We start from the raw sequence: 25,616 nt of genomic DNA, 5'->3' as shown, positions 1-25,616 counted from the left end.
AGCCCTCACCGGTGGTGCACCATGCGCCTGGCCGGTCTCGATGCCCTCCACCACAGCGCCGTGCACCTTCACCCGTTGGACCACTCCCATGATGCGTGAGCTGCTGCTGGAGCTGCGGGTCCCGCGAGCCGGACCACGCGCCCACCGGAGCCGGTGAGCGCGTGGTCCCGGGCCGGGGCTGTGGGCACAGCATCATGCCGGGACGACCCGGCGTTCGCGCGGGAGACCGCCGCAGGGCTCTCGGCGGACGGCTGAGGGTCAGCGTCCGGGGAGTGCCTCCTCCCCGAAGATCTCCTCGGCGGTGGTGGCGAGGACTGCGCGCATGAGCCACTGGCGCAGGAGTTCCGGGTCGCGGCAGGTGGTGACCTTCTCGCGGGTGGCGTCGGTGATGCCGATGCCGCGTACACCGAGGATGATCAGGATGTTCTCGGCGCGGCCCTGAATGCGGCCCTGGGCCCGGCCCTGCGCGCGGCCCTGCGCGCGGCCCTGCGCGCGGCCTTCTTCCCGGATTTCCTCGGAGAGCGGCGAGGTGTAGAAGGAGAGATCGGCCACCTGGTTCCTCCGATGCTGTGCGGGCGGGGCCGATGCCGGTCGCCCCGAGTGGCGCACCGGCATCGGGACGACTCGTCACCGATCGGCGCAGGTGTCCTCGCCGAAGACCTCGCCGGCCGTGGTGGCGAGGAGTGCGCGAGCCAGCCATCGGCGGAGGAGTTCCGGGTCGCCGCAGGTGGTGACCTTCTCCCGGGTGGCATCGGTGATGCTGATGCCCCGCACGTCGAGGGTGAGCAGGAGATCCTCGGCGCGGCCCTGCGCGACGCCTTGGACGCGGCCTTCGTCCCGAATCTCTTCGGAGAGCGGCGAGGTGTAGAAGGAGAGATCCACGGCCACCAGGTTCCTCCACTGTTGTGCGGCGGGGCGGTTGCCCAGGCCTTTTGCGATGAATTCGACGAAGGGTTCAGCGATCGATTCCGGAGTGTCACGCAGAGCGGCGGACATCGTCTTCAGTATCACATCGACGTCCGGATTGTCAGCGTGTGTGATCGCCGAGAGCGTGGCGAGCGCGAGGTCTTTCCGGGCTTCGGCCACGTCGGTGATGACGGGCATGTTGTGGGGTCCCGCCACGAGAGGGCGGGTGGTGACCGTCGGCCATTGGGGCAGGCCGATCGTGAGGGGACGGGCCGCCCACGCGGCGGTCGCATGGTCCTGACAGATGACGAGGAGCAGGACCGGAAGCCGGTACTTGTTGTTGAGGTAGGTGACGTAGTAGGGCCAGCTGGCCGTCTTGCCGGGGTCCTTCTTGCCTTGGGCTTCGACGACGAGGAGGAAAGGGCCGCCGTTCTCCGTCCTGATGCGCAGCAGGGTGTCCACGCGCCGTTCGAGCGGCTCGGTTTCGGTGAGGTCGACGGTGACAGGCTCTGCCGACACGAGGGGCGGCAGTTCGAGCCCGAGGACGCCGGAGAGCTGGGAGAAGAGGTCCGGGTATTCCTGGAAGATGCGATGCATCGCTTCGTGCGGTGCGCTGACCATGGGTTTCCGTTCGGGATCAGGCGGCTGTGGGCAGGGCGGTGCGGCAGTCACGGCAGTGGCCGGGGTGCCGCGAGCGGAAGGCGCGGTCGCAGCGGTCGCAGTTCTGGAGCGGGATGACGATCGCGCCGCGTGTGGGTGGTGCGAGATCCCGGACGCCGGGCAGTGGCGGCGGGAGCAGGGCGGCGATGCGGTGCCGCAGGAGCTTGGCGGGGTGCTTGAGAGGGACCGGCAGGTCGGCGGTGAGGGCGTGCCGGACGGTGTCGGGGTGGGCACGGCGTTCGAGCCAGGTGACGACGCCAGGCACAAGCGTGCTGATGTCCGCCTCGGACAGGATGAGTTGGGGCGCGTGACGTCGCAGGTCGGAGAGGAGCGCGGCGGCCGTGCGCTGGAGCTCCGGGGTGAGCGTCTGCGGCTGCGGGAGTGGTACGGGCGCTGCTGTGCGGGCGGTAGGCGGTGGCACGAGGACGGCGGCGGGCTGTGCCGTGGGGGCGGGAGGCGTCATCGGTTGCGGCTGCGCCGGTGCGGGCGCGGCCGGGCCATGCGCGGGTCGGGGCTGAGCGGCCCTTGCGGCAGGAGCGTCCGCGCCCGGCTGGTTGTACGAGACCGTATGCGTGACGATGCGGCCGTCGGCCAGTCGTACGCGGCTGCGGTGCAGGTATCCGGCCGCCTCCAACTCCCGCAGGGCGGCGGCGATCCGGGTCTCGCTCTCCGGGAAGCGTTCGGCGAGACGCTTGATGCCGATCCTCGCTCCGGCCGGCAGCGACTGGATGTGCACGGCCAGGCCGACCGCGACGAGGGAGAGGCCCCGGTGCTGGGCCAGGTGGTTGCCGATGACGGTGAAACCCGCGGTGTGCCGGACGTTGCGGTGGATGACGCCGGATGCAGCGGGCTGGGCGCACGGGGGCGCGCTAATCTGCTGGGTACCCATCGGGAAGCTCTCTTCTTCCTCGGTGGTCAGGCCCTCGCTCGGGATGTCAGCCCGGCGGGGGCCGTCTCATGTCCGTGGTGGTCGGGGCGAGCATATGCCCGACAACACGTGCCAAATCCAGTTCAGTTGCCCTATGTCACCCGAGTGAGTGACGAGGCATGAACTACGACGGGTTGGGTTGGGAGGGGTCATTTCCCCACGTTCTTAAAAGCTCTGGACATCGCGGGCCGCCGCGTCGTGGCTCACCGGGTCGCGGGCTCCCGCGACCCGGTGACGGCTCTCATCGTGCGAGGTCGAGCTCGGCCCAGACCGTCTTGCGCGGGACGGGCCCGACGTCGACGCCCCAGCGGTCCGCGAGCGCCTCCACGATCAGCAGACCGCGCCCCGACTCCGCCCCGTCGGCGGGCGCGCCGACGGTGCCGGGCGCGGGCGGCGGACGCTCACCTCGGCAGTCGGTCACCTCGATCCGGAGGAGTACGTCACGGTGGACCGCGAGACGCAGGCGGAAGTCCCGGCCCGGCACGCGGCCGTGCACGGCGGCGTTCGCGGCCAGTTCGGCCACGATGTGCGCGGCCGACTCGGCGGGCAGCCCCCAGTCGCCCAGATGCGCCGTGGTGAGCAGGCGGGCGAGCCTGGCGCCCCGGCGGGTCGGGGAGAGCAGGACGGTGAACTGCCGGGCGGGAGTGCAATGTTCGGTTCGGGTGATTTCTTCGGTCACGTCACTCAGGGTGGCCCCGCTTGCGTACCGTGAAGGGCAATCGGACGGTTACGTACCGTGCTTGTCCCGGCGTTGTCCGGTGCTGTCCCGGCTGTCCGGGGTGACTCTCCGCGGACGACAGGGGTTGTGCGAGAACGGCAAGCGCGTCGGAAGTGGGGCACGGATGAGCGTGGATGAGGCTGGTACGGAGCGCGGGAACGACGGAGCGGACGAGCCCGGCTGGGAGGTCGATCCCGATGACGAGTCGGGAGTCGCCATGGCCGCCACGGTGGGACGCCAGGTCAAGGCCTGGCGTGAGGCGGCAGGCATGCGGGCCGGCGAGTTCGGAGCCGCGATCGGATACGGCGAGGACCTCGTCTACAAGGTGGAGGGCGGCCGGCGCATCCCCCGGCCGGAGTTCCTGGACAGGGCGGACGAGGTGCTCGGCGCGGGCGGGAAGCTCGCGTTGCTGAAGCGGGAGTTGGCGGAGGCGCGATACCCGAAGAGGATTCGGGAACTGGCGAAGCTGGAAGCACGGGCGGTGGAACTCTCGGCCTACGGCTGCCACAACTTCCATGGCCTGTTGCAGACGGAGGAGTACGCGCGGGCGCTGTTCGCGATGCGGCGGCCGTCGTTCTCGCAGGACGAGGTGGAAAGGCTGGTGGCCGCCCGTGTGGCCCGACAGTCCATCTTCGACCGGTCGCCTGCACCTGAGCTCAGTTTTGTCCAGGAAGAGGTGACGCTGCGGCGCCATCTCGGGGGCAGAATGGTGTTGCGTCGTCAGCTTGAACGCCTTTTGGAGCTGGGGCAGTTGCGCAATGTCGAAGTCCAGGTCATGCCGACTGGCCGCGATGATCACGCAGGTATGGGAGGGGAGATGCAGGTGTTGAAGTTCGGGGACGGCTCGGCCGTAGGACGCTCCGAGGGTGACTTCGGCAGTCGCCCGGTCGCAGACCCGAAACACCTCCGGATCATCGAACTGCGGTGTGGCATCATCCGGGCTCAGGCTCTCACGCCTCGGGAGTCGCTGGCCTTCATCGAGCAAGTGCTAGGAGAGACATGACCCCCAAGCCCTCCGCCGGGGAATCCACGGAGCCGGAGTGGTTCAAGAGCAGTTACAGCGACAGCAGCAACAGCAACGAGTGCGTTGAGGTTGCGCTCGCACCCGCCGCCGTGCACGTCCGCGACTCCAAGGACCTGCCCGGCCCCCGTCTCGGCTTCACCCCCACCGCGTGGGAAGCCTTCGTGACGTACGCCTCCGGGCACTGACTCCCCGAAGGCCCAGGTCACGCCACCTGCCGCCCGGAGGGAAGTCCCGGGCAGCAGGAGGACGGGCCGACAGGCGGACGGGGTCAGCCGGTCGGGAAGGTGTCCGGGGTCCTGATCCGGTCACGGATCCAGGCGCCGGCGGGCTTCAGTGACGAGGTGCCGGCCCAGGGGCCTCCGCTGTCGCAGGTGCCGGTCTCGAAGACGGCACCGGAGCGGTGGTCGTCGGAGAAGTTCCAGTTGACCCAGCTGATCTTCTTGGTCTTCATCAGGTCGAGGTAGCGCTGGGACATGGCGAAGTCGTTGTCTCCCTCACCCGAGTAGTTCTGGGTGCCGAACTCGGTGACGAACACGGGGAGCTCGTCGGCGGCCCGGGAGAGGGTCGCCAGGTACTCGTCGCGGTGCGAGTCGGCGTAGAAGTGGAAGGTGTACATGATGTTGGAGGCGCTGACCTGGTTGTTCACGACCTCGGATTCATCGGCTCCTTCGGACACACCGAACGAGGACCAGGCGCGGGTGCCGACGAGGACGGGGGCGTCCGGGTCGATGTTCCGGATGACCGGGATGATCTGCTCCGCGTAGCTCTTGATCTGCTGCCAGCTCACGCCACTGGGTTCGTTGGCAATCTCGTAGAGGATGTTGCTCTTCGTCCTGTTGCGGTTGGCGATGTCGGTGAAGAACTTCCGCGCGTTGCCGAGGTTGGCGTTCGGGTCACCCGGGCTGAGCATGTGCCAGTCGACGATGACGTACATCCCGCGGTCGGTCGCCTGCTGGATGAGGGAGTTCGCGAGATCGGTGAAGCGCTCGGGGTCGGTCTCGTAGCCGTCCTCCTGTACGTACGTGGAGACGCGCAGGACGTCGGCCTTCCAGTCGTTCGCCAGGGCGTCCAGCGAGCCGCCGGTCAGGCACTGCGGGTACCACTGCGTGCCGTGGCTGCTCATACCGCGCAGCTGGATCGGGTTGCCGTGCTCGTTGCAGAGCTTGGTGCCGCACACGGTGAGCTGCCCGTTGACGGCGACCGGGCTCGCACCGGGCGGCGGTTCGGTGGTCCCGCCGCCCTCGCAGGGCGCGCCGTTGACGGTGCAGTTGAAGGGCAGCCCGAGACCGTCGGCGTTGAAGCCGAAGCTCGTCGCCTGGCCGGGGGCGATGGCGCCGTTGTAGGAGACGTTGGTGAAGGTGTAGTGCTGCCCTTGCCGGGTCGCGGTGGTGGACCACTGGCCGGAGACGTTCGTCCCGGCCGGCAGGTCGAACTCGACGGTCCAGCCGTTCACCGCCGTGTCGCCGTTGTTGGTGATGGCCACGGCGGCGCCGTAACCGCTGTCCCATGCAGACGTCCGGGTGATCTCCGCGGTCATCCCACCGTCGGCGGTGGCGGCCGTCCGGTCCGGGAGGGGGGCGGCGGGCGCAGCCGGTGCGGCGGTGACGGTGAGGGCGAAGAGTAAGGCGCTGCCCAGTGCGGCGGCGACTGGGCGTATCCGAAAACGTGCCGGGCTCATGGAGGGCTCCGTTCACAGGTTCAGCCGGTTAGGAAACTTTCCTAACTGAAGGGAACCAAGGATCGGAGGTGTTTTGCAAGGTGCACGACAACACTCACGGGAGGGCCCGTCGCTCGGCCGTGGCCGGACGGGCAGTTGTGCCAGGGCCCCCGTTGCGCACACACGCCGGGGTGAGAGCGCCACGGACCCGTCCCCATACGCGGCGCTGCGACCTCGGGGAGTGGCGCCGTCAGCGGGCGGCTGTGCCGCCCCGCGTGGCCGAGGTGACGAGATCGCTCCTGACGAGGCGGTCGTCGTTCGTGGCGGCCGACGCCCAGGCTTCGGTGGTGGCGACCGCAGCCCAGTTCGAGTGCAGCAGCGCCATCAGGGTCTCGTGGACCTGGCGAGCGGAGGCGGTGCCGGCCTCGTTGGCGAGGTGGACGGCACCGGTCGCGTCGGAGAGCACCTCGATCGTGAAACCGAGAGGTTCGGCTGCGATTCGTCGCGGGACGGGTACTGGATGTTCAGCGGCCCGTCGAAGTACTCCTGCTGCACATCGATGAGGACAAGGGCTCGGCGTGGGGCGTTCAACGTTCTCTCCTGTGTCTGGTGGATCCGGCGCGGACGGCGCCGTGGACTCCATCCTCAGGGGACCGCGGGCACTACAGTGAGTGGCAGAAAAGCAGATATTCGATGAGATCAGGACAGGCATGCGTATCGCCATTCACGCCTTCGACGGGATCACCGCGTTCCACCTCGCCGCTCCGCTCCTCGTGTTCGGCGAAGTGGCCCGCCAGGATCTGGCCCCGGGGTGGACCACCACCGTGTGGAGCGCGGACGCGCACGCGGTCCGCACCTCGGAGGGCGTCGTGATCGGCGACCTCGCCGGGCCCGCCGCGGCCGAATCGGCCGACCTGCTCGTCTTCCCCTCCTGGCCCGCCGACCTCCGGGAACCGGACGACGAGATCGTCACCCTGATCCGGGACACGCACGCCCGCGGAGCGGGGATCGCCGGGCTCTGCCTGGGTGCGTTCGCCGTGGCAGGCAGTGGCGTGCTCGACGGGCGTACCGTGGCCACCCACTGGGCCTCGGCGGAGAGACTGGCCGAGCGGTACCCCGCCGTGGACGTGCGCGCGGACGCCCTCTACCTGGACCACGGTGACGTGCTCACCTCAGCCGGCACTGCCTCCGGGCTGGATGCCTGCCTTCACATCGTCCGCGACCGACTGGGCTCGGCGGCTGCCGCCGCCGTCGCGCGCCATCTCGTCATCGCACCCCACCGGGAGGGCGACCAGGCCCAGTACATAGATCGGCCCGTGCCCGACGACGCCGCGGGTCCCATCGGCGACACGATCACCTGGGCCCTGGCCAATCTTGACCAGCGCCTGTCCGTCACCGCACTCGCCACCCACGCGCACATGAGCGCACGCAACTTCTCCCGCCGCTTCCACCAGACGACCGGCATGAGCCCGGCCAGGTGGATCCTCACCCGCAGGCTCGACGAGGCTCGTCGGCTCCTGGAGACGACCACCTGGAGCATCACCCGCATCTCCGCGGCATGCGGGTTCGCCAGCGCCGTGACCTTCCGGCAGAACTTCACCGCGCACTACGCGACCACTCCGACGTCCTATCTCCACCGCTTCACCAACCACGCGGAGGCGACCGGCTCCGCACCGGAGCTCACCAGCCCCGGGGCGGGGGGAGCACAGGCGTAGGCACCCGGCCCCGCGCGCCTGCCCTCAGAGAGACCGCACCGCCGCCGTGGACCCGCGCACCACCAGCTCCGGCTGGAACACGTACTCCGTGCGCTGCACGGGGCTCCCGCCGATCTCCTCCAGCAGCGCCCCCACCGCGGCCGCCGCCATCGCCTGCACCGGCTGGCGCACCGTGGTGAGCGGCGGGTCGGTGAACGCGATGAGCTGCGAGTCGTCGAAGCCGACGACCGACACGTCGCGGGGGACGTCGAGCCCTCTCCCCCGGGCCGCCCTGACCACGCCGAGCGCCATCAGGTCGCTGCCGCAGACGATGCCCGTACAGCCCGCGTCGAGCAGGGCACCCGCCGCGACCTGGCCGCCCTCGACGCTGAACAGCGTCGAGCAGACGAGGAGTTCCGCCTCCTCGCGGTCCATGCCCAGCAGCGAGACGGCCGCGTCGACGAAGCCGTCGCGCTTGCGGCGGGAGGGCACGTAGCGCTGCGGCCCGATCGCCAGACCGATCCTCCGGTGCCCGAGCTCGGCGAGGTGCCCGACGGCCATCCGTACGGCGGCCGGGTCGTCGGGCGAGACGAACGGGGCGCTGATGCGCTCGTTGTAGCCGTTGATCAGGACGAACGGCACTCCCCGGTCGCTGAGCGCCGCGTACCGCGCCGGGTCCGCCGACGTATCGGCATGCAGCCCGGAGAGGAACACGATCCCGCCGACGCCTCGCTCGACGAGCTGTTCGACCAGCTCGTCCTCCGTGGCGCCGCCGGGCAGCTGGGTGCAGAGCACCGGCGTGTAGCCGTGCCCGGCGAGGACCTGCTCCACGGACTGCGCGAACGCCGGGAAGATCGGGTTGGTGAGCTCGGGGGTCACCAGCCCGATGAGCCCGGCGCTGCGCTGCCGCAGCCGTACGGGACGTTCGTAGCCCAGGATGTCGAGCGCCGCGAGCACCCGCTGACGCGTGGTGTCCGCGACACCCGGCTTCCCGTTGAGCACCCGGCTGACGGTGGCCTCGCTGACCGCGGCCTGACCGGCGATGTCGGAGAGCCGCAGCGCCGGTCCGGTCCTGGGTGCGGGGACGGTCACACCGTCCACCACACCGTGGTGTCGGCGGGCAGCTCGAAGGTGTCACCCTCGACGGTCACCGGGGCGCTGGCGAGCAGCACCGTACCGGGGACGGTGACGCGTACCGGTGCGCCCGTCGTGTTGACGGTGCAGACGAAGCCGGGGCGGCCGAGGGCCAGCACGCCCTCGGGGGCGTCCAGCCACCGCACGTCCGTGCCGGCGCCGAGGCCCGGGTGCTCGCGGCGGGCGGCGATGGCGGCCCGGTACAGCTCCAGCGTGGAGCCCTCCGTGCCGGTCTGCGCCTCGACGGAGAGCTCGCCCCAGCTGTCGGGCTGCGGCAGCCAGCTGCTGCCGCGGCCGAAGCCGTACGAGCTGCCCTCGCGGGTCCACGGGATCGGCACCCGGCATCCGTCGCGGAAGCCGTCCTGGCCCTCGGCGCGGAAGAACGACGGGTCCTGGCGGGCCTCGTCGGGCAGGTCGGTGACGTCCGGGAGGCCGAGCTCCTCGCCCTGGTAGACGTAGGCGGAGCCGGGCAGCGCCAGCATGAGCAGGGTCGCGGCGCGGGCCCTGCGCAGACCGAGCTCGCGGTCGCCGGGCGTACGGATCTGGGTGCCCAGCCCCGGCGGGTTGGCGAAGCGGGTGGAGTGCCGGGTGACGTCGTGGTTGGACAGCACCCAGGTGGTGGGGGCGCCCACCGGACGCATCGCGTCGAGCGAGGAGTCGATGACCTCGCGCAGCTCGGCGGCGTCCCAGGCGGTGGACAGGTACTGGAAGTTGAAGGCCTGGTGCATCTCGTCGGGGCGCACGTAGTTGGCGGTGCGCTCGACGGTGGGGGTCCACGCCTCGGCGACGGCGATGCGCTCGCCGGGGTACTCGTCGAGGATGACGCGCCAGCTGCGGTAGATCTTGTGCACACCGTCCTGGTCGAAGAACGGCATGACATCGTTGCCCAGCAGTTTCAGCTGGTCGTGCGATCCCAGGTCCGGCAGGCCCTCGGCCTTGACGAGGCCGTGCGCGACGTCGACGCGGAAGCCGTCGACGCCCATGTCGAGCCAGAAGCGCAGGATCGAGCGGAACTCGTCGGCGACGGCCGGGTGTTCCCAGTTGAAGTCGGGCTGCTCGGGCGCGAAGAGGTGCAGATACCAGTCGCCCGGCGTGCCGTCCGGGTCGGTGGTCCGGGTCCAGGCCGGGCCTCCGAAAATCGACTCCCAGTCGTTGGGCGGGAGTTCGCCGTCGGTGCCCTTGCCGGGGCGGAAGTGGTAGCGCTCGCGCAGTGCCGAGCCGGGGCCCTCGGCGAGGGCGCGCTTGAACCACTCGTGCTGGTCGGAGGAGTGGTTCGGCACCAGGTCGACGATGATGCGCAGGCCCAGGTCGTGGGCCTCGCGGATCAGCGCGTCGGCGTCCAGGAGCGTGCCGAACATCGGGTCGATGGCCCGGTAGTCGGCGACGTCGTAACCCGCGTCGGCCTGCGGGGAGGCGTAGAAGGGACTGAGCCAGACGGCGTCGACGCCGAGGTCCCTGAGATAGGGGAGCCGGGCGGTGATGCCCGCGAGATCGCCCATGCCGTCGCCGTTGCCGTCGGCGAAGCTCCGTGGATAGACCTGGTAGATCACCGCGTCCTGCCACCAGCCGGTGCGGTGGCCCGGGGCGTCGTCGGACGTGCCGGTGGAGGGGGCAGCGAGGTGCTGGGTCATGTCGTCCCTGGGGTGTCTGGGTGGGGAGCGGCGCCGGGACCGGGTCGGGGATCCGGCGCCGCCGTGACGTGGGGCGTGCGGTCGTGCGGGACCGGGTGCGTCAGCCCTTGACGGCTCCGGCGGACATGCCGGTGACCAGGTGCTTCTGCGCGAAGAGGAAGACCAGTGCGGCCGGGATGGCGATGAGCACGGACGCCGCGGTCATCGGGCCCCACTGGGCTCCGTACTGGTTGACGAACTTCTGCAGTCCGCCGGCGAGCGTCATGTTCTCGTCGCCGACCATGAAGGCGGAGGCATACGCCACCTCGCCCCAGGCGGTGATGAAGGAGTAGAAGGCGGTGACGGCCAGGCCGGGCTTGGCCAGCGGCAGGACGAGGCGCCAGAACGTGCCGAACGGGGTGAGGCCGTCGACCTGGCCCGACTCGTCGATCTCGCGCGGGATCGTGTCGAAGAAGCCCTTCATCATCCAGGCGCAGAACGGCACCGAGATGGTGAGGTAGGTGATGACGAGCCCGGCCGGCTGGTTCAGCAGGCCCATGCTCGCCATGATGTTGTAGATCGGCACGATGAGGACGGCGACCGGGAACATCTGGGTGATCAGCAGGGTCCACATCAGCCCGCGCTTGCCGGGGAAGCGGAAGCGGCTGACGGCGTAGCCGGTGGTGGCGGAGACGAAGACACCGATGACGGTGGAGAGTCCCGCGATGACCACGGAGTTGCCGAACCAGGTCAGGAACTCGGTGTCCTTGATCAGGTTCGTGTAGTTCTCGAACGTGGTCGCTTTGAAGAAGTCCGTCGTCGTGGCGAACTTGGCGGGCTTCAGCGAGGTCAGCAGGACCCACAGCACCGGGAAGACCGCGATCACCGACGCGATGACCAGGGTGAGGTGCAGGGCCACGGACGCGCCCGGCGAACGGTCGCCGCGCATCCGGGGCCTGCGGGCGGAGTGCCGGGCGGTGGGTGCCGTAACAGTGCTCACCAGTTGTCTCCCTGCGTGCGGAGCACTCGCCGGTAGACCGCGGCGAAGAGCATCAGGAGTACGAGGATCAGCACGCCCCAGGTGGAGGACTGCGCGAAGTCGCGCGGGCTGATCTCGAAGGAGAATTTGTACGCCTGGGTGACCAGGATCTGGGTGGCCTCACCGGGTCCGCCGCGGGTCAGCAGGAAGATCACCGGGAACATGTTGAAGGTCCAGATGGTGGAGAGCAGGATCACCGTGGTGGACACGGGGCGCAGTCCGGGAAGCGTGATGTGGCGGAAGCGCTGCCAGGCGGTGGCCCCGTCCATCTCCGCTGCCTCGTACTGCTCCGAGGGGATCGACTGCAGTCCGCCGAGCAGGGCGACCATCATGAACGGCACGCCGAGCCAGACGTTGACGGCGATGACGGAGAACTTGGCCCAGGTGGGGTCGTTCAGCCAGGGTATGCCGTCGATCCCGGCGCCGCCCAGGAGCTTGTTGAGCAGCCCGCGGTCCTCGTTGTAGAGGAAGCGCCAGGCGAAGACCGAGACGAAGCCGGGGATGGCCCAGGGCAGGATCAGGGCCATGCGGTAGGCGGAGCGCCCCGCGATGCGGCGGTTGAGGATGTTGGCGAGAGCCATGCCCAGGCAGAAGGTCACGCTCACGCAGGAGACCGTCCACACCAGTGTCCAGCCGAGCGTGCCGAGGAACTGGGTACCCGTCAGCGCGTCGACGTAGTTGTCCACGCCCACGAACTCGTAGGTGGCGGGCAGTTCGTTGACGCCGATGGACCGTGCGACGTTGCGCTCGTTGGCGTCGGTCATCGACAGCCAGATACCGCGGACCAGCGGGTAGCCGATGATCACGCCGATCACGAGCACGACCGGGGCGACCATGGTCCAGGCGTACCAGTGGACCGACATGGCCCGCCGGAACGTGCTCGGTGGAGCGGGGTTACCAGTACCGCGGCTCCGGCCGCGGGCGACGTCGTCGCCCGCGGCCTTCGCCACCGACTGGCTGGTGTGGACAGCCATCAGTCGGCCTGCCTTCCTGAGTTACTTCCAGCCCTTGAGGAGCTTGCGGTAGGAGTCGCCGGTCGCCGTGGCGGCCTTCTTCGGCGTGGTCTGGCCGGTGAGGACCTTGGTGTACTCGGTGACGAGCGGCGCGAAGAGGCTGCCGGTCTCCGGGATCCAGGGGCGCTCGACCGCGGTCTCGACGACCGGCTTGAAGAACTGGACGATCTCGCTGTCCACGGCCTCCTGCTTGGAGTACACCGAGGTGCGGGTCGGGAGCAGGTTCAGCTCACCGGCGGTCTGCGCCTGGGACTCGACCGAGGTCATGTAGTCGACGAAGGCGTACGAGGCGTCGAGGTTCTTGGAGCCCGCGTAGACGGCGAGGTTGTGGCCGCCCTGCGGGGCGCCCTGCGCGGCCGAGCCGGCCGGCACCGGGGAGATGCCCAGGTTGGCCTTGTCGGTGAACTCCTTGCCGGTCAGGGTGTCGGCGACGGCCCACGGGCCGTTGATCATCATCGCGACCTTGCCGTCCTTGAACGACGACTGCATGTTCTCCCAGCCGTCGGTGGCGTCGGTCTTCGCGGCGCCGGAGTCGACCAGGTCCTTGACGGTCTCGAAGGCCTTGACGCCCTCGGGCTTGTCCACCGTGACGGACTTCGTGCCGGCGTCGACCAGGTCGCCGCCCTCGCCGTAGAGGAAGGAGAGGAACCAGTACGCGTCGTCGCCGCGCAGGTAGAGGCCGGTCTTGCCGGTCTTCGTCTTGATCGCCTTGGAGGCGGTCTTCAGCTCGGCGACGGTCTGGGGGACCTCCACACCGGCCTCGGCGAAGATCTTCTTGTTGTAGAAGATGCCCATCGAGTCGATGACCTGCGGGACCGCGTACGTCTTGTCCTTGTACTTGGTCGACGCGGCGGCCTGCTCCAGGAAGTCGTCCTGGTCCTTCAGCGCGGCGGTGCCGTCCAGCGGGGCGAGGTAGCCGAGGTCCGCGAACTCGGGGGTCCAGGCGACCTCGGAACGGATGACGTCCGGGGCGCCGGCGCCGGCCTGAGCGGCGTTCTTGAACTTGTTCTGCGCCTCACCGAAGGGAACGTTGACGTACTTGACGTCGACCTCCGGGTGCTTCTTCTCGAAACCCTCGGCGATCTTCTTGAAGACCTTGTCCTCACTGCCGACGGTCGAGGTGTCCCACCACGTCACCGTGCCGGAGAGCTCGCCCGAGCTCTTGCCGCCACCGGTCTCGTCATCGCTGCCGCAGGCGGTCGCCGCGAGCGCCAGGGCCGCGACCAGGGCGGTGGCCGTTATGCCACGTCGCATCTGAACTCCTTCAACTGCCGTACCGCTCCGTCGCGGCGCCGGGTCGACGTGAACGTAACAAGGATGAAAGGCGACCGAAAGACTTTGCGGAAGATTTCTGCAAGCCCCGGTGATCGTTACATTGGCGTGTCCGCAAGGTTGCCGTCAAGCCTCTTGACGGAACCCCCCGGGACCTGCCAGCACCAGGCCAGACCCCGTCCGGCTGCGGTACGACGATCCGATCGCGCCCGGCGCCTGGTGTCCGCAAGACCTTGCAAGATGTTGCCAAAAGAGGGCCGGTGGGCTTTGGCCGCCGGGGCGGACTGCCCGGAAACCGCGCATGGTGGGCAATCCGACACGCGCCCGGTACAGTCCACCCATGACCGCACGGCTTGCCGATATCGCAACTCAGGCGGGGGTCAGCGAAGCGACGGTCAGCCGTGTACTGAACGGCAAGCCCGGTGTAGCCGCGACCACCCGTGAATCCGTCCTCGCGGCGCTCGACGTCCTCGGCTACGAGCGTCCGCTGCGCCTGCGCAGGCGCAGCGCCGGCCTGGTCGGCCTGATCACCCCCGAGCTGGAGAACCCGATCTTCCCGGCACTGGCCCAGGTCATCGGACAGGCGCTGACCCGGCAGGGCTACACGCCGGTGCTGGCGACCCAGACCCCCGGCGGCTCCACCGAGGACGAGCTCACCGAGATGCTCGTCGACCGCGGGGTCTCGGGCATCATCTTCGTCTCCGGACTGCACGCCGACACCTCCGCCGACATGCAGCGCTACGAGCAACTGCGGGCGCAGGGTGTCCCCTTCGTCCTGGTGAACGGCTTCTCGCCCAAGGTGCAGGCGCCGTTCATCTCTCCCGACGACCGGGCCGCGATGCGGCTCGCCGTGACGCACCTGGTGGCGCTGGGACATCAGCGCATCGGTCTCGCGGTCGGCCCCAAGCGCTTCGTGCCGGTGCTCCGCAAGATAGAGGGCTTCCACGCCACGATGCGGGAGCAGCTGGGCCTGACCGCGGAGGCGGTGGAGGAACTGATCCAGCACTCCCTGTACACGCTGGAGGGCGGCCAGGCCGCCGCCTCGGCGCTGATGGAGCGTGGCTGCACCGCAGTGGTCTGCGCGAGCGACATGATGGCGCTCGGCGCGATCCGGGCGGCCCGCCGGCTGTCGATGGAGGTTCCGCGCGACCTCTCGGTGGTCGGTTACGACGACTCGCCCCTCATAGCGTTCACCGATCCGCCGCTGACCACCATCCGGCAGCCGGTGACCGCCATGGGCCAGGCGTCGGTGCGCACGCTGCTGGAGGAGATCGGCGGGACCCCCGCTCCGCACAGCGAGTTCGTGTTCATGCCCGAACTGGTCGTTCGCGGTTCAACGGCCTCGGGTCCCGGTCCTTCCGCGGGACCCCGCCCTCCTCTTTAGGATGGAGAACGTGCGACCGGAACCCGACCGGAGGATGATCGGGCGGAGGGGGACGTATCTGGCAGACTCTGCGCCTATGGGTGAATCGCACGTGACCACACTGGAAGACCGCACTGCGGCCACCCCGTCATCCGTCACGAACGAACAGACGGCGACCGGGTCCACGAGGACCGTCGGGCACGGTCGGCTGCGCTCGTTGCGCTCCCCGCGCCGTCCCCGTCTCTGGTTCGAGATCCTGCTCATCGCGGTGAGTTACTGGCTGTACTCGCTCGTGCGCAACGCCGTGCCCGAGCAGAAGGCCGCCGCCCTGCGCAACGCGGACTGGATCTGGTCGCTGGAGCACGGGGTGGGGCTCGCGTTCGAGGAGACCTTCAACCAGGCCGTCAACTCGGTGACATGGCTGATCGTGTCGATGAACTACTACTACGCGACGCTGCACTTCGTGGTCACCATCGGCGCGCTGGTGTGGCTGTTCCGTCGTCACCCGGGCCGCTATGCGGCCGCCCGTCTGATCCTCTTCGCCACCACGGCCGTGGCGCTGCTCGGGTACTACCTGTTCCCGCTGGCCCCGCCCCGGCTGATGAGCGGCGGACACTTCATAGACACGGTGATGGTGCACCAGACCTGGGGTTCGATGGCCTCGGGCAACTTCAAGAACATGTCGAACCAGTACGCGGCGATGCCGTCGATGCACATCGGCTGGTCGCTGTGGTGCGGTCTGACCATCTTCGCGCTGGCTTCGGCGCCGTGGGCGCGGATCCTGGGCGTGCTGTACCCGGCTGCCACGCTGGTGGTGATCGTGGCGACGGCGAACCACTTCTGGCTGGACGCGGTGGGCGGGATGGCCTGCCTGATGTTCGGCTACGCGGTCTCGTACGCGTGGTACGGGGCGCTGCCCCACCGGCTGCCGCAGCAGGTGCCTCCGGCGGAGGGCGGGGGGCGACTGCGCGGGATGCTGCCGTTCCCGGCGCGGGCGCGGCGTGCGCCGACGGCGGCCTCCGGGCCCGCCCTGGAGCCCTCGGCGGCCCGTGCCGCGTCCCAGCCGGAGCCGGCCCCGGCCCACTCCGTCCCGCCCGGCTCGGCCTGACGAGCCCGGGCTCCTCCCGGATCCCCTCCTCGATCACCGGAGGGGCTCGGCGCGGCCGCGCCACCGGCCCCGACGACCCGCGGCCCGCCCTCACCCCGCCCCGTAGAACCGCTCCTCCACCACCGCCCGTGCCCGCCGGGTGATCCGCCGGTAGTCCTCCAGCATGTCCCCCGCGTGCCCGGGCTCGTACCCCAGGTAGCGCCCGACCGCCGTCAGCTCCCGCGGGTTCGAGGGGAACGTGTCGCCCGGCCGTCCCCGTACCAGCATCACCGCGTTGCGCACCCGGGTGGCCAGCACCCACGCCTCGTCCAGGGTCTGTGCCTCCAGCGCGGGGATCAGGTCCGCCGCGCAGGCCGCGGCCAGCGCCTCGCGCGTACGGGTCGTGCGCAGGCCGGGCTCGGCCCAGCCGTGCTGCATCTGCATCAGCTGCACGGTCCACTCGACGTCGCTGAGACCGCCCCGCCCCAGCTTGGTGTGGAGCGTCGGGTCGGCGCCCCGCGGAATCCGTTCGGACTCCATGCGCGCCTTGAGCCGCCGGATCTCGCGGACCGCGTCCTCCCCCAGACCCTCGACCGGATACCGGAGCGGATCGATCAGGTCGACGAAGGCACGCCCCAGCTCCGCGTCCCCCGCCACCGGCTCGGCGCGCAGCAGCGCCTGGCTCTCCCAGACGAGCGCCCAGCGCCGGTAGTAGGCCTCGTACGACTTCAGGGTGCGCACCAGCGGGCCGCTCTTGCCCTCCGGGCGCAGGTCGGCGTCGATGAGCAGCGGCGGGTCGGCCGTGGGCAGCTGCAGCAGCCGGCGCATCTCGGTGATGACGGTGTTCGCGGCCCGGGTGGCTTCCTCGTCGCTCACGCCCTCGCGCGGCGCGTGCACGAACAGGACGTCCGCGTCGGAGCCGTAGCTCAGCTCGTGACCGCCGAAGCGGCCCATGCCGATGACCGCGAACCGGGTCGGCAGGGTGTCGCCCCACTGTTCGCGCACGGCCGCGCGCAGCGCGCCCGAGAGCGTGGCGGCGTTCAGGTCGGTCACGGCGGAGCCGACCCGGTCGACGAGCGCGCCCGGGTCCTGTTCCGCCGGGCTGTCCTCGGTGCCGTACGAGCCGATCAGGTCCGCCGCCGTCGTACGGAACAGCTCCCGCCTCCGCACCCCGCGCGCCACCGCGACGGCGGCCTCGGCGCCCTGCGCGCGGCCCACCGCGGCCAGCACCTCCTGGTCCAGGTGCTCCCGGGTGCGCGGCTTCAGCCCTTCCGGGTCGCCGAGTATGGCCACGGCCTCGGGGGCGCGCATGAGCAGGTCCGGGGCGAGCCGGCCGGCGGAGAGGACCCGGGCGAGGTTCTCCGCCGCCGCCCCCTCGTCCCGCAGGAGCCGCAGGTACCAGGGGGTCTTGCCGAGCGCGTCGGACACCTGCCGGAAGCCGAGGAGCCCGGCGTCCGGGTCGGCGGAGTCCGCGAACCAGCCGAGCAGTACCGGCAGCAGGGTGCGCTGGATGGCCGCCTTGCGGGACACCCCCGACGACAGGGCCTCCAGGTGCCGCAGCGCGGCCGCCGGATCGGCGTATCCGAGGGCCTCCAGCCGGACGACGGCGGCCTCGGCGCTGAGCCGCCTCTCACCGGGCGCGAGCTGGGCCACGGCGTCGAGCAGCGGCCGGTAGAAGAGCTTCTCGTGCAGCCGGCGCACCACGGAGGCGTGCCGGCGCCACGCCTTGTTGAGCTCGGCGACCGGGTCCGTGCGCAGCCCGAGGGAGCGGCCCAGCCGCCGCAGGTCGGACTCGTCCTCGGGGACGAGGTGCGTGCGGCGCAGCCGGTAGAGCTGGATGCGGTGCTCCATGGAGCGCAGGAAGCGGTAGGCGTCGTCCAGCTGCGCCGCGTCCGCCCGCCCGACGTACCCGCCGTCGGCGAGCGCCCCCAGGGCCGTCAGCGTGGAGCCGGAGCGCAGGGTGCTGTCGCCGCGCCCGTGGACGAGCTGGAGGAGCTGCACGGCGAATTCGACGTCCCGCAGTCCGCCGGGTCCGAGCTTGAGCTCGCGGTCGACCCGGTCGACGGGGATGTTGTCGACGACGCGGCGGCGCATCTGCTGGACGTCGCCGACGAAGTTCTCCCGGTCGGCGGCCTGCCACACCAGGGGTGAGACGGCCTCCACGTACTCCGCGCCGAGCTCGGGGTCCCCGGCGACCGGCCGGGCCTTCAGCAGCGCCTGGAACTCCCAGGTCTTGGCCCAGCGCTGGTAGTACGCGAGGTGCGAGGACAGGGTCCGCACCAGCGGCCCGTTGCGGCCCTCGGGGCGCAGGTTGGCGTCGACCGGCCAGATGGTGCCTTCGACGGTGGTGTCGGAGCAGATCCGCATCATGTGGGCGGCGAGCCGGGTCGCGGCCTGCATGGCCCGGTTCTCGTCCGCCCCGTCGACGGGCTCCCCCACGAAGATCACGTCGACGTCGGAGACGTAGTTCAGCTCGTGCCCGCCGCATTTGCCCATCGCGATGACCGCGAGCCGGCACCGGGCGGCGTCGGCGGGCGCGTCGGTACGGGCGATGGCGAGCGCCGCCCGCAGCGTGGCCGTCGCCAGGTCGGCCAGCTCGGCGGCGACCTGGGCGAGATCCGTCGTCCCACACACGTCGCGGGCCGCTATCGACAGCAGGGACCTGCGGTAGGCGACCCGCAGCGAGTCCGGATCGACGGCGCCGGCGAGCATGTGCTCGAACTCCGCGACCCCGGGGTGCAGATCGGTGGCCTCGTACGTGACGAGCGCCTGCCAGTCGCGCGGGTGGCGGGCCAGGTGGTCGCCGAGGGCCTCGGAGGCGCCGAGGACGCCGAGGAGCCGGTCCCGCAGCGGCTTGGCGGTGACGAGTGTGTCCAGCAGGATCTGCCGCTCGTCGGCCTCCTCGGCCTCGACGAGCCGGACGAGGCCGCGCAGGGCGAGATCGGGGTCGGACGTCGCCCCGAGCGCGTCGAAGAGGACGGGATCGGACCGTACGGAGCCGAGCTCGGGGAGGTCGAGCAGCCGTTCGGCGGCGGACGGATCGGTGAAACCGTGCCGCAGCAGTCGGGTGAAGGTACTGCTCCTGCGTCCCGGCACCGTCGTCATTCCGTGTTCTCCTGACCGCCGACCACACTTGCCCGCTCCCCGAGCCTATCCGTGCGCCGATGATTTGGGCGCGGAGGCGGAGTCCGTACTCCACAGGCAGGATGACCGGAACGATCACGCACGACGCCCCCAGGAGGCCCGTCATGCCGGACAAGGACAAGGGCGAGGACGACGCCGCGCCCGGCACCACCCCCGAAACGGCGCTGGACACCCGCTACAGCGGCGAGGGTGCCACCGCGCGCCCGTGGCCGGAGGCGGTCGCGCTCCTGACCGACGCGGAGCTGTACTGGCTCTCCACCGTCCGGCCGGACGGCCGCCCGCACGTCACCCCGCTGATCGGGGTGTGGTCGGACGGTGCCCTGCACTTCTGCACCGGCCCCGCGGAACGCAAGGCGCGGAATCTGGCCGCCAACCCGGAGGTCGTCCTGACCACAGGTGCCAACGCCCTCGGCGAGGGCTTCGACGTCGTGGTCGAGGGCCGGGCCGCCCGGGTGACGGACGAGGAGCGGCTGATCGCGCTGGCCGAGGCGTGGGAGGCGAAGTACGGCGCCGACTGGCACTTCGGTGTCACGGACGGCATGTTCTCCAACGGGGCCGGCGGCCGTGCGGAGGTCTTCGCGGTGACCCCGCGCACGGCCTTCGGCTTCGCCAAGGGCGACCCGTACGGCCAGACGCGCTGGCTCTTCGCCTGAGCCGGCCGGAGCCCCTTCGGCTACCGGGGACTGGTCCCGATGACGACGGTGGCGTACAGCTCCTCGGAGACGACGACGCGCGCGAGGAGTCCGCTGCTCCCCACCGTCTCCTCGGCGCGCGCGGCCTGCCGTTCGCTCGTCTCGACCAGCAGACTGCCGCCCGGGGCCAGCCAGTCGGTCGCCTCGGCGACGACGCGCCGCATCACGTCGAGGCCGTCGCCGCCTCCGTCGAGCGCCACACGCGGCTCGTGGTCACGCGCCTCGGCGGGCAGCAGTTCGACGTCGCCGGTGGGTACGTACGGCACGTTGGCGAGCAGGACGTCGACCCGGCCCCGCAGCGAACGGGGCAGGGGCGCGAACAGGTCGCCCTCGTAGACCGTTCCGAGACCGCCCACGTTGCGCCGGGCACAGCGCACGGCGGCGGGTTCGACGTCGGCGGCGTGCAGTTCGACGCCGTCCAGCGACGAGGCCAGCGCCGTACCCAGCGCTCCGGAACCGCAACAGAGGTCGACCACGACCGCCGGGGCCGGTGTCAGCGCCACGGCCTGCCGGACGAGGAATTCGGTACGCCGCCGGGGCACGAACACCCCGGGGCCCACGGAGATCCGCAGCCCGCAGAACTCGGCCCAGCCGAGCACGTGTTCAAGCGGCAGACCGGCTACCCGGCGTTCCAGCATGGCGGTGAGTGCGGCGGGGCCGGCCGCCGTGGACAGAAGGAGTTCCGCCTCGTCCTCGGCGAAGACACAGCCGGCGGCACGGAGCGTGGTGACGAGGGCGGAGAAGGTGAGCGGCGGGGCGAATTCCTGCATGGAGCGGAGCCTTTCGGGCGAACCGATGGGCGCTCCGCGATCGCTCAGGCCCGGTCGGCCACGCGACGGCGAGGGGTGAGCGCCCAGCCTGCTGAAGCGGTAATGGGTCTCACCTCCTTGGTCGGTCCCGGTCTCGGGACGCGTCACACTACCGGAATCCTCCTGCCCGCCGCGCGGAAAGGAGGAACCCGGCCGGGCGCGGTGATCGACGGGATCCTCGACGGGATGGGCCGCGGCGTCGTCAGGGCGGCGACGGTGCCGTCACCGTGTCTCGACGTAGCAGGTGACCACCGGATCGGCGCCGACGCCCCACCGGGCCTCGCCGGGCCAGGTGTACCAGAAGTGGTCCTTCTCGGTTCCCTCCCGGGTCCAGGCGGCGGGCGCCGACCCGTACGCCTCCCGGCATGCCTCGCGGGCCATCCGCTTCGCCGCCTTGTCGCCCGGGTAGGCGGGGTCGAACCGCGCGTGGGCGAAGACGCGGACCTCGTGGGGCTGCGCGCAGGGGACGGACACCACCATGTCGAGGGTGCGGGTGCCCGTCGTGAGGTCGGCGCATCCGCCCTTCTCCACCTCACCGACCGCCGTGACGGCCTCCTTGGCGTCGAGCGTCCGCTCCGACGCCGCCGGCATGACCGGCGCGGATTTCCCGAAACCGCCCACCGTCAGAACGGCGCGCAGCCCCGTCATCCCGTCCAGGGCACTGTCCTTCTTGTCGAGCAGGCCCGAGAAGTCCGCCTCCACCCGGGTGACGCGCCCCTTGGCGTCCGCGGACATGCTGAGCGACACGGGCGTCGCCGTGCCGTTCGGGTCGATGTTCGCGGTCAGTTCGGAGCCCAGGTCCTTGGGGAACAGGCGCAGGGCGTTGAACGCGGTGAGCTTCGCCAGGTAGGTGCGGCCCGCCTTCCCGGTTGATGACTCCTTCACCTTCCCGGCCGGTGACTCCTTCACCTTCTGGGCCCCGCTCAGAATCTCCAGGAGTGTGCCGCCGAACGCGGACTCGGCCCCCCGCAGCGCGTCGACCGCGGCACCGGTGCCGAAGGCGTCCGAGGACCCTTCGTAACGGAGCCAGTAGCCCGCCTCGCCCGCACGCAGCCGGATGGTGTCCGGCTCGACCGCGACCTGGGTACGCGCGGGCGAACGGCCCGCCCCCAGCCGGACGCCCAGCAGCGCGTCCTTGGCCTCGTCCGGCAGGTCCTCGGCCGGCGTCCAGTCGATCGATCCGGCGGCCCGGCCGCCCGGGAAGTCGATCCGCCCCGAGGTCCTCTGCACCGTGTCGCCCGACGGAGAGGTGAAGGTCAGGATCTGGGTGAAGCGCGCGGTCCGCGCGGCCTGGGTCGCCAGCAGCGCCTGGCGGGGCTGCTGTCCGACCGGCACGTCGAAGACCGGGTGGGCGGGCTTGTCGTCCGCCGCGCCGCCGGAGCAGGAGGTCAGCAGCAGGGTGGCCGAGGCGGCGACGGCGCACAGCGGGAGGAGGTGGCTTCTGATCACGTCGGTTCGACCGTGAAACGGCCTGATCGGTTGTCCTTCCCCGGATAACGGAACGATCACCGGCGTCCGGCACCCCGGGCCGTCCCGGCGGCGGGGAGGCCCGGAGGACCGGAGCGCGCCGGCCCGCGGCCCCCGTGACGGGCGGCGACCGCCACCGGCCCGGGTCGCACAAGGCGCGGGTCACGGCATGGGCGGCCCTGTTGCGCGAACGACGACGGCGCCCCCGCACCGGGGAGACATCTGACGGCCCAGCCCGCCTGATACGCCTTCGGGCCGACGGAACCACACCGTCGGCCCGAAGCCACGTACAAGGGCTCTACCAGCGCTGACCTGCGCCTACAGCACCGGCAGGAGTGCCTTCAGCTCGAAGGCCGTGACCTCGCTGCGGTACTCCTCCCACTCCTGCTTCTTGTTGCGCAGGAAGAAGTCGAAGACGTGCTCGCCCAGCGTCTCCGCCACCAGCTCGCTCTTCTCCATCAGCGCGATGGCCTCGCCCAGGTTCTGCGGCAGCGGCTCGATGCCCATCGCGCGGCGCTCCGCGTCGGAGAGCGCCCAGACGTCGTCGTCGGCACCGGCCGGGAGTTCGTAGCCCTCCTCGATGCCCTTGAGGCCGGCGGCGAGCAGCACCGCGTACGTCAGGTAGGGGTTGGCGCCGGAGTCGATGGAGCGGACCTCGACGCGGGCCGAGCCGGTCTTGCCCGGCTTGTACATCGGGACGCGGATCAGCGCGGAGCGGTTGTTGTGGCCCCAGCAGATGTACGAGGGGGCCTCGCCGCCGGCGCCGGCCGAGCGGGAGGAACCGCCCCAGATGCGCTTGTAGGAGTTGACCCACTGGTTCGTCACGGCGGAGATCTCCGCGGCGTGCTTCAGGAGGCCCGCGATGAACGAGCGGCCGACCTTGGAGAGCTGGTACTCGGCGCCGGACTCGTAGAACGCGTTGCGGTCGCCCTCGAACAGGGAGAGGTGGGTGTGCATGCCCGAGCCCGGGTACTCCGAGAAGGGCTTCGGCATGAAGGTCGCCTGGACGCCCTGTTCCAGCGCGACCTGCTTCATGACCAGACGGAAGGTCATGATGTTGTCGGCCGTGGAGAGCGCGTCCGCGTAGCGCAGGTCGATCTCCTGCTGGCCGGGGGCGCCCTCGTGGTGGCTGAACTCGACCGAGATGCCCATCGATTCGAGCATGGTGATCGCCTGGCGGCGGAAGTCCATGCCGACGTTCTGCGGCGTGTGGTCGAAGTAGCCGGAGCTGTCCGCGGGGGTGGGGCGGGTGCCGTCGACCGGCTTGTTCTTCAGCAGGAAGAACTCGATCTCCGGGTGGGTGTAGAAGGTGAAGCCCAGGTCCGAGGTCTTGGCGAGGATGCGCTTCAGCACGTAGCGCGGGTCGGCGAAGGACGGCGAGCCGTCCGGCATCAGGATGTCGCAGAACATCCGGGCCGTCCCCGGAGCCTCCGCACGCCACGGCAGGATCTGGAACGTGCCCGGGTCCGGCTTGGCGATCATGTCCGATTCGTATACACGGGCGAAGCCCTCGATGGCCGAACCGTCGAAGCCGATGCCCTCGTCAAAAGCCTGTTCGAGCTCGGCCGGGGCCACGGCGACGGACTTGAGGTACCCGAGGACATCGGTGAACCACAGCCGTACGAAGCGGATGTCGCGCTCCTCAAGCGTCCTGAGGACGAATTCCTGCTGCTTGTCCATAGCCACATCCTTGCAGTTCAGACGGTCCGTGCACCACCGCCCGGGGTAGGGGAGACACTCCAGTATCACGACCCGGGATTTCACCCAGATTACGCACTCGGTGTGAGAGAGAGCACTCGGCCACCCACTACGATCGGCGCCCATGGTGTGCAAGGGGCGTGGCGGCAGGCCCGCGGCGCCGTGCGCATCCCTTTGCCGGCCCCGTTCCGTCCCTCCCTACTCCTTGGCAGAAGGACCCGACGACATGAGCTTCGACCGCAGGACCCCCGTGGACCCGATGCACGGCACCGACCGCACGGGCGGCCGCCGCACCCGTGTCGCCGCCATAGGCGTGGGTGCCGTCGTGGTCGCCGGACTGCTCGGTTTCGGCTCGTACGTGCTGCTGGAGCGGACCGCGTCGGAGGAATCGCGTGCGGACTCCGGGACGCAGGACGCCAAGCAGGGCGAACCGACCGGGCAGGAGAAGGGGGATCTGATCGCCGAGCCGGTCGCGGGCGAGAGGACGTGGGACGCGAAGAAGCTGACCCGCGACCACGTCACGACCGACGTGAGCTACCCCATGGAGCCCCCGGTCGGCGGGGACCACGCCCAGGCCTGGCTCAACTGCGACGGCGTCGTATACGAGAAGGCCGTCCGGAACGTCAACGCCGTGCACGCCCTGGAGCACGGGGCGGTGTGGGTCACGTACGACGACCGGGCGGCCGACGACGAGGTGCGCAAGCTCGCGTCCCGGGTCGGGAGCACCCCGTACACGCTGATGAGCCCGTACGCGGGCCAGGACGGGGCGATCATGCTGAGCGCCTGGGGCAAGCAGGTCACGGTGGACAGCGCCGACGACCCGCGAGTGGCCCAGTTCCTCGCGAAGTACGTCCAGGGCCCGCAGACGCCCGAGCCGGGTGCGCCCTGCACGGGCGGGATCGACGGGTGAGCCGGTCGCGCGGCCGGCGTACACGGTGGGTGGCGGGCTGCGCCGTGACGCTCGCCCTGCTGTTCGCGGGGGCGGCGGCGATCGCCTCCGCGCGGGGGGACGGGGCGGCTCCCGCTCCCCGTACGCCCTCGGCGGAGTCCGCGGACGCGGGCTTCGCCCGGGACATGGCCGTCCACCACCAGCAGGCCGTGGAGATGTCCTTCCTCGTACGGGACCGCACCCGGGACGAGGACGTACGGCGGCTGGCGTACGACATCGCCCACACGCAGGCCAATCAGCGGGGCATGCTGCTCGGCTGGCTGGACCTGTGGGGGCTGCCGAAGACGGCGCCCGACGGGCAGAGGCCGATGGCGTGGATGTCCGGCGGCCACGACGCGCACGACGCGCAGGGAACCCACGGCACGGCCGGGACGGGCGGCACGGAGCGGGGAGGGGCCGGATCCGGGGTCCACGACGGGGCCCTCATGCCCGGCATGGCCACCAGGACGGAGCTCGCCCGGCTCGGCGAGGCCGAGGGGAAGCGGGCCGAGATCCTCTTCCTGCAGCTGATGACCGACCACCACGAGGGCGGGGTCCCGATGGCGCGCGGCTGCGCCGAGCGGTGCACGGTGGGGGTGGAGAGGCGGCTCGCCCAGGGCATGGTCGAGGGGCAGCGGTCCGAGCTGGACCTGATGGAGGACATGCTCGCGGCCAGGGGCGCGAAGCCCCGCCCCTGAGGGCCCGCCCCGGGACGCGTGCACCCGAATGGGTGACAGCGGTCGCGTGCTCCGCACGGTCCCGAGCACGATGGA

23 protein-coding genes and 1 pseudogene are annotated in these 25,616 nt (G+C 70.7%); 9 read left to right on the top strand and 15 right to left on the bottom strand.

The genetic code is table 11. The features are described 5' to 3' along the window. Positions 1–12 precede the first annotated feature (12 nt). Positions 13–326 (top strand): annotated as a pseudogene (locus AB0F38_RS03645) (hypothetical protein); the annotation flags it as partial. Here the strand turns inward: AB0F38_RS03645 and AB0F38_RS03640 are convergent. The 4 genes from AB0F38_RS03640 to AB0F38_RS03625 form a co-directional block, all read right to left on the bottom strand. Beyond that, a complete protein-coding gene (locus AB0F38_RS03640; RefSeq protein ID WP_361885972.1) occupies positions 259–552 on the bottom strand; it encodes a hypothetical protein in 294 nt (97 codons plus the stop codon). The pseudogene AB0F38_RS03645 and the gene AB0F38_RS03640 sit on opposite strands and share 68 nt — an antisense overlap. A gap of 75 nt (positions 553–627) precedes the next feature. Then, positions 628–1,527 (bottom strand): hypothetical protein, encoded by a 900-nt coding sequence (locus AB0F38_RS03635; RefSeq protein WP_361885969.1) that lies wholly within the window; start codon positions 1,525–1,527, stop codon positions 628–630. Positions 1,528–1,543: 16 nt separating this feature from the next. Next, positions 1,544–2,455 (bottom strand): helix-turn-helix domain-containing protein, encoded by a 912-nt coding sequence (locus AB0F38_RS03630; RefSeq protein WP_361885966.1) that lies wholly within the window; start codon positions 2,453–2,455, stop codon positions 1,544–1,546. A gap of 280 nt (positions 2,456–2,735) precedes the next feature. Continuing rightward, positions 2,736–3,173 (bottom strand): ATP-binding protein, encoded by a 438-nt coding sequence (locus tag AB0F38_RS03625; RefSeq protein WP_361885964.1) that lies wholly within the window; start codon positions 3,171–3,173, stop codon positions 2,736–2,738. Positions 3,174–3,336: 163 nt separating this feature from the next. Here AB0F38_RS03625 and AB0F38_RS03620 point away from each other — a divergent pair, with 163 nt between their 5' ends. Continuing rightward, complete coding sequence (locus AB0F38_RS03620) at positions 3,337–4,215, top strand: helix-turn-helix transcriptional regulator (protein ID WP_361885961.1); 879 nt, start codon at positions 3,337–3,339, stop codon at positions 4,213–4,215. Continuing rightward, positions 4,212–4,421 (top strand): DUF397 domain-containing protein, encoded by a 210-nt coding sequence (locus tag AB0F38_RS03615; protein ID WP_361885958.1) that lies wholly within the window; start codon positions 4,212–4,214, stop codon positions 4,419–4,421. The genes AB0F38_RS03620 and AB0F38_RS03615 overlap by 4 nt, the downstream gene beginning before the upstream one ends. Positions 4,422–4,504: 83 nt before the next feature. Here the strand turns inward: AB0F38_RS03615 and AB0F38_RS03610 are convergent, their stop codons facing one another. Together AB0F38_RS03610 and AB0F38_RS03605 are read right to left on the bottom strand one after the other, a co-directional pair. Then, positions 4,505–5,914 (bottom strand): cellulase family glycosylhydrolase, encoded by a 1,410-nt coding sequence (locus AB0F38_RS03610; RefSeq protein WP_361885955.1) that lies wholly within the window; start codon positions 5,912–5,914, stop codon positions 4,505–4,507. A gap of 229 nt (positions 5,915–6,143) precedes the next feature. Next, on the bottom strand, positions 6,144–6,359 hold the full coding sequence (locus tag AB0F38_RS03605) for a hypothetical protein (RefSeq protein ID WP_361885952.1): 216 nt from the start codon (positions 6,357–6,359) through the stop codon (positions 6,144–6,146). Positions 6,360–6,603: 244 nt separating this feature from the next. Between AB0F38_RS03605 and AB0F38_RS03600 the strand changes: the two genes are divergently transcribed. Then, positions 6,604–7,608 carry a helix-turn-helix domain-containing protein gene (locus AB0F38_RS03600; protein ID WP_361885949.1) on the top strand — a complete coding sequence of 335 codons (1,005 nt, stop codon included), beginning with the start codon at positions 6,604–6,606 and terminating at the stop codon, positions 7,606–7,608. Between the two features lie 24 nt (positions 7,609–7,632). Here AB0F38_RS03600 and AB0F38_RS03595 read toward each other — a convergent pair whose 3' ends face one another. The 5 genes from AB0F38_RS03595 to AB0F38_RS03575 all read right to left on the bottom strand — a co-directional run bounded on the left by AB0F38_RS03595 (position 7,633) and on the right by AB0F38_RS03575 (position 13,637). Further along, a complete protein-coding gene (locus tag AB0F38_RS03595) occupies positions 7,633–8,691 on the bottom strand; it encodes a LacI family DNA-binding transcriptional regulator (RefSeq protein WP_361885946.1) in 1,059 nt (352 codons plus the stop codon). After that, positions 8,676–10,352, bottom strand: coding sequence for a glycoside hydrolase family 13 protein (locus AB0F38_RS03590; protein ID WP_361885943.1), 1,677 nt, complete (start codon positions 10,350–10,352; stop codon positions 8,676–8,678). Before AB0F38_RS03590 ends, AB0F38_RS03595 begins: the two co-directional genes overlap by 16 nt. Positions 10,353–10,452: 100 nt before the next feature. Then, positions 10,453–11,280 carry a carbohydrate ABC transporter permease gene (locus tag AB0F38_RS03585; protein WP_361886752.1) on the bottom strand — a complete coding sequence of 276 codons (828 nt, stop codon included), beginning with the start codon at positions 11,278–11,280 and terminating at the stop codon, positions 10,453–10,455. Positions 11,281–11,327: 47 nt separating this feature from the next. Continuing rightward, positions 11,328–12,344 carry a sugar ABC transporter permease gene (locus AB0F38_RS03580; protein WP_361885940.1) on the bottom strand — a complete coding sequence of 339 codons (1,017 nt, stop codon included), beginning with the start codon at positions 12,342–12,344 and terminating at the stop codon, positions 11,328–11,330. A gap of 21 nt (positions 12,345–12,365) precedes the next feature. Further along, complete coding sequence (locus tag AB0F38_RS03575) at positions 12,366–13,637, bottom strand: extracellular solute-binding protein (RefSeq protein WP_361885937.1); 1,272 nt, start codon at positions 13,635–13,637, stop codon at positions 12,366–12,368. Positions 13,638–13,995: 358 nt separating this feature from the next. Here AB0F38_RS03575 and AB0F38_RS03570 point away from each other — a divergent pair, with 358 nt between their 5' ends. Together AB0F38_RS03570 and AB0F38_RS03565 are read left to right on the top strand one after the other, a co-directional pair. Continuing rightward, positions 13,996–15,039: a LacI family DNA-binding transcriptional regulator gene (locus tag AB0F38_RS03570; protein ID WP_361885935.1), complete on the top strand. Its 1,044-nt coding sequence runs from the start codon at positions 13,996–13,998 to the stop codon at positions 15,037–15,039. Positions 15,040–15,115: 76 nt separating this feature from the next. Continuing rightward, a complete protein-coding gene (locus AB0F38_RS03565) occupies positions 15,116–16,126 on the top strand; it encodes a phosphatase PAP2 family protein (RefSeq protein WP_361885932.1) in 1,011 nt (336 codons plus the stop codon). Between the two features lie 90 nt (positions 16,127–16,216). Here the strand turns inward: AB0F38_RS03565 and AB0F38_RS03560 are convergent, their stop codons facing one another. Beyond that, on the bottom strand, positions 16,217–19,210 hold the full coding sequence (locus AB0F38_RS03560) for a bifunctional [glutamine synthetase] adenylyltransferase/[glutamine synthetase]-adenylyl-L-tyrosine phosphorylase (protein WP_361885929.1): 2,994 nt from the start codon (positions 19,208–19,210) through the stop codon (positions 16,217–16,219). Positions 19,211–19,353: 143 nt separating this feature from the next. Between AB0F38_RS03560 and AB0F38_RS03555 the strand changes: the two genes are divergently transcribed. Next, on the top strand, positions 19,354–19,902 hold the full coding sequence (locus AB0F38_RS03555) for a pyridoxamine 5'-phosphate oxidase family protein (RefSeq protein ID WP_361885926.1): 549 nt from the start codon (positions 19,354–19,356) through the stop codon (positions 19,900–19,902). A 20-nt stretch (positions 19,903–19,922) separates the two neighbouring features. Here the strand turns inward: AB0F38_RS03555 and AB0F38_RS03550 are convergent, their stop codons facing one another. From AB0F38_RS03550 to glnA, 3 genes are all read right to left on the bottom strand, one after another. Then, positions 19,923–20,711 carry a putative protein N(5)-glutamine methyltransferase gene (locus AB0F38_RS03550; protein ID WP_361885923.1) on the bottom strand — a complete coding sequence of 263 codons (789 nt, stop codon included), beginning with the start codon at positions 20,709–20,711 and terminating at the stop codon, positions 19,923–19,925. Positions 20,712–20,972: 261 nt separating this feature from the next. Then, positions 20,973–22,199 carry a hypothetical protein gene (locus AB0F38_RS03545; RefSeq protein WP_361885920.1) on the bottom strand — a complete coding sequence of 409 codons (1,227 nt, stop codon included), beginning with the start codon at positions 22,197–22,199 and terminating at the stop codon, positions 20,973–20,975. A gap of 336 nt (positions 22,200–22,535) precedes the next feature. Further along, positions 22,536–23,897: a type I glutamate--ammonia ligase gene (gene glnA / locus AB0F38_RS03540; protein ID WP_057573648.1), complete on the bottom strand. Its 1,362-nt coding sequence runs from the start codon at positions 23,895–23,897 to the stop codon at positions 22,536–22,538. 244 nt (positions 23,898–24,141) lie between these two features. Between glnA and AB0F38_RS03535 the strand changes: the two genes are divergently transcribed. Both AB0F38_RS03535 and AB0F38_RS03530 read left to right on the top strand, forming a co-directional pair. After that, positions 24,142–24,825, top strand: a complete 684-nt coding sequence (locus AB0F38_RS03535; protein ID WP_361885917.1) for a DUF3105 domain-containing protein — start codon at positions 24,142–24,144, stop codon at positions 24,823–24,825. Continuing rightward, complete coding sequence (locus AB0F38_RS03530) at positions 24,822–25,541, top strand: DUF305 domain-containing protein (RefSeq protein WP_361885914.1); 720 nt, start codon at positions 24,822–24,824, stop codon at positions 25,539–25,541. The genes AB0F38_RS03535 and AB0F38_RS03530 overlap by 4 nt, the downstream gene beginning before the upstream one ends. Positions 25,542–25,616 lie beyond the last annotated feature (75 nt).

Origin of the sequence: Streptomyces sp. NPDC025273, from assembly GCF_040638585.1 — a bacterium.
Lineage (GTDB): Bacteria > Actinomycetota > Actinomycetes > Streptomycetales > Streptomycetaceae > Streptomyces > Streptomyces cinereorectus.
This window is presented reverse-complemented; position numbering and strand designations above follow the sequence as displayed.

What these genes read in the sequence shown, in the direction of transcription:
- AB0F38_RS03555 (WP_361885926.1), top strand. Translation starts at nt 19,354, where the DNA reads ATGCCGGACAAGGACAAGGGCGAGGACGACGCCGCGCCCGGCACCACC.
- glnA (WP_057573648.1), bottom strand. Translation starts at nt 23,897, where the DNA reads ATGGACAAGCAGCAGGAATTCGTCCTCAGGACGCTTGAGGAGCGCGAC.
- AB0F38_RS03600 (WP_361885949.1), top strand. Translation starts at nt 6,604, where the DNA reads ATGCGTATCGCCATTCACGCCTTCGACGGGATCACCGCGTTCCACCTC.
- AB0F38_RS03565 (WP_361885932.1), top strand. Translation starts at nt 15,116, where the DNA reads ATGGGTGAATCGCACGTGACCACACTGGAAGACCGCACTGCGGCCACC.
- AB0F38_RS03615 (WP_361885958.1), top strand. Translation starts at nt 4,212, where the DNA reads ATGACCCCCAAGCCCTCCGCCGGGGAATCCACGGAGCCGGAGTGGTTC.
- AB0F38_RS03630 (WP_361885966.1), bottom strand. Translation starts at nt 2,455, where the DNA reads ATGGGTACCCAGCAGATTAGCGCGCCCCCGTGCGCCCAGCCCGCTGCA.
- AB0F38_RS03590 (WP_361885943.1), bottom strand. Translation starts at nt 10,352, where the DNA reads ATGACCCAGCACCTCGCTGCCCCCTCCACCGGCACGTCCGACGACGCC.
- AB0F38_RS03580 (WP_361885940.1), bottom strand. Translation starts at nt 12,344, where the DNA reads ATGGCTGTCCACACCAGCCAGTCGGTGGCGAAGGCCGCGGGCGACGAC.
- AB0F38_RS03570 (WP_361885935.1), top strand. Translation starts at nt 13,996, where the DNA reads ATGACCGCACGGCTTGCCGATATCGCAACTCAGGCGGGGGTCAGCGAA.
- AB0F38_RS03535 (WP_361885917.1), top strand. Translation starts at nt 24,142, where the DNA reads ATGAGCTTCGACCGCAGGACCCCCGTGGACCCGATGCACGGCACCGAC.
- AB0F38_RS03560 (WP_361885929.1), bottom strand. Translation starts at nt 19,210, where the DNA reads ATGACGACGGTGCCGGGACGCAGGAGCAGTACCTTCACCCGACTGCTG.
- AB0F38_RS03575 (WP_361885937.1), bottom strand. Translation starts at nt 13,637, where the DNA reads ATGCGACGTGGCATAACGGCCACCGCCCTGGTCGCGGCCCTGGCGCTC.
- AB0F38_RS03620 (WP_361885961.1), top strand. Translation starts at nt 3,337, where the DNA reads ATGAGCGTGGATGAGGCTGGTACGGAGCGCGGGAACGACGGAGCGGAC.
- AB0F38_RS03610 (WP_361885955.1), bottom strand. Translation starts at nt 5,914, where the DNA reads ATGAGCCCGGCACGTTTTCGGATACGCCCAGTCGCCGCCGCACTGGGC.
- AB0F38_RS03585 (WP_361886752.1), bottom strand. Translation starts at nt 11,280, where the DNA reads ATGCGCGGCGACCGTTCGCCGGGCGCGTCCGTGGCCCTGCACCTCACC.
- AB0F38_RS03635 (WP_361885969.1), bottom strand. Translation starts at nt 1,527, where the DNA reads ATGGTCAGCGCACCGCACGAAGCGATGCATCGCATCTTCCAGGAATAC.
- AB0F38_RS03550 (WP_361885923.1), bottom strand. Translation starts at nt 20,711, where the DNA reads ATGCAGGAATTCGCCCCGCCGCTCACCTTCTCCGCCCTCGTCACCACG.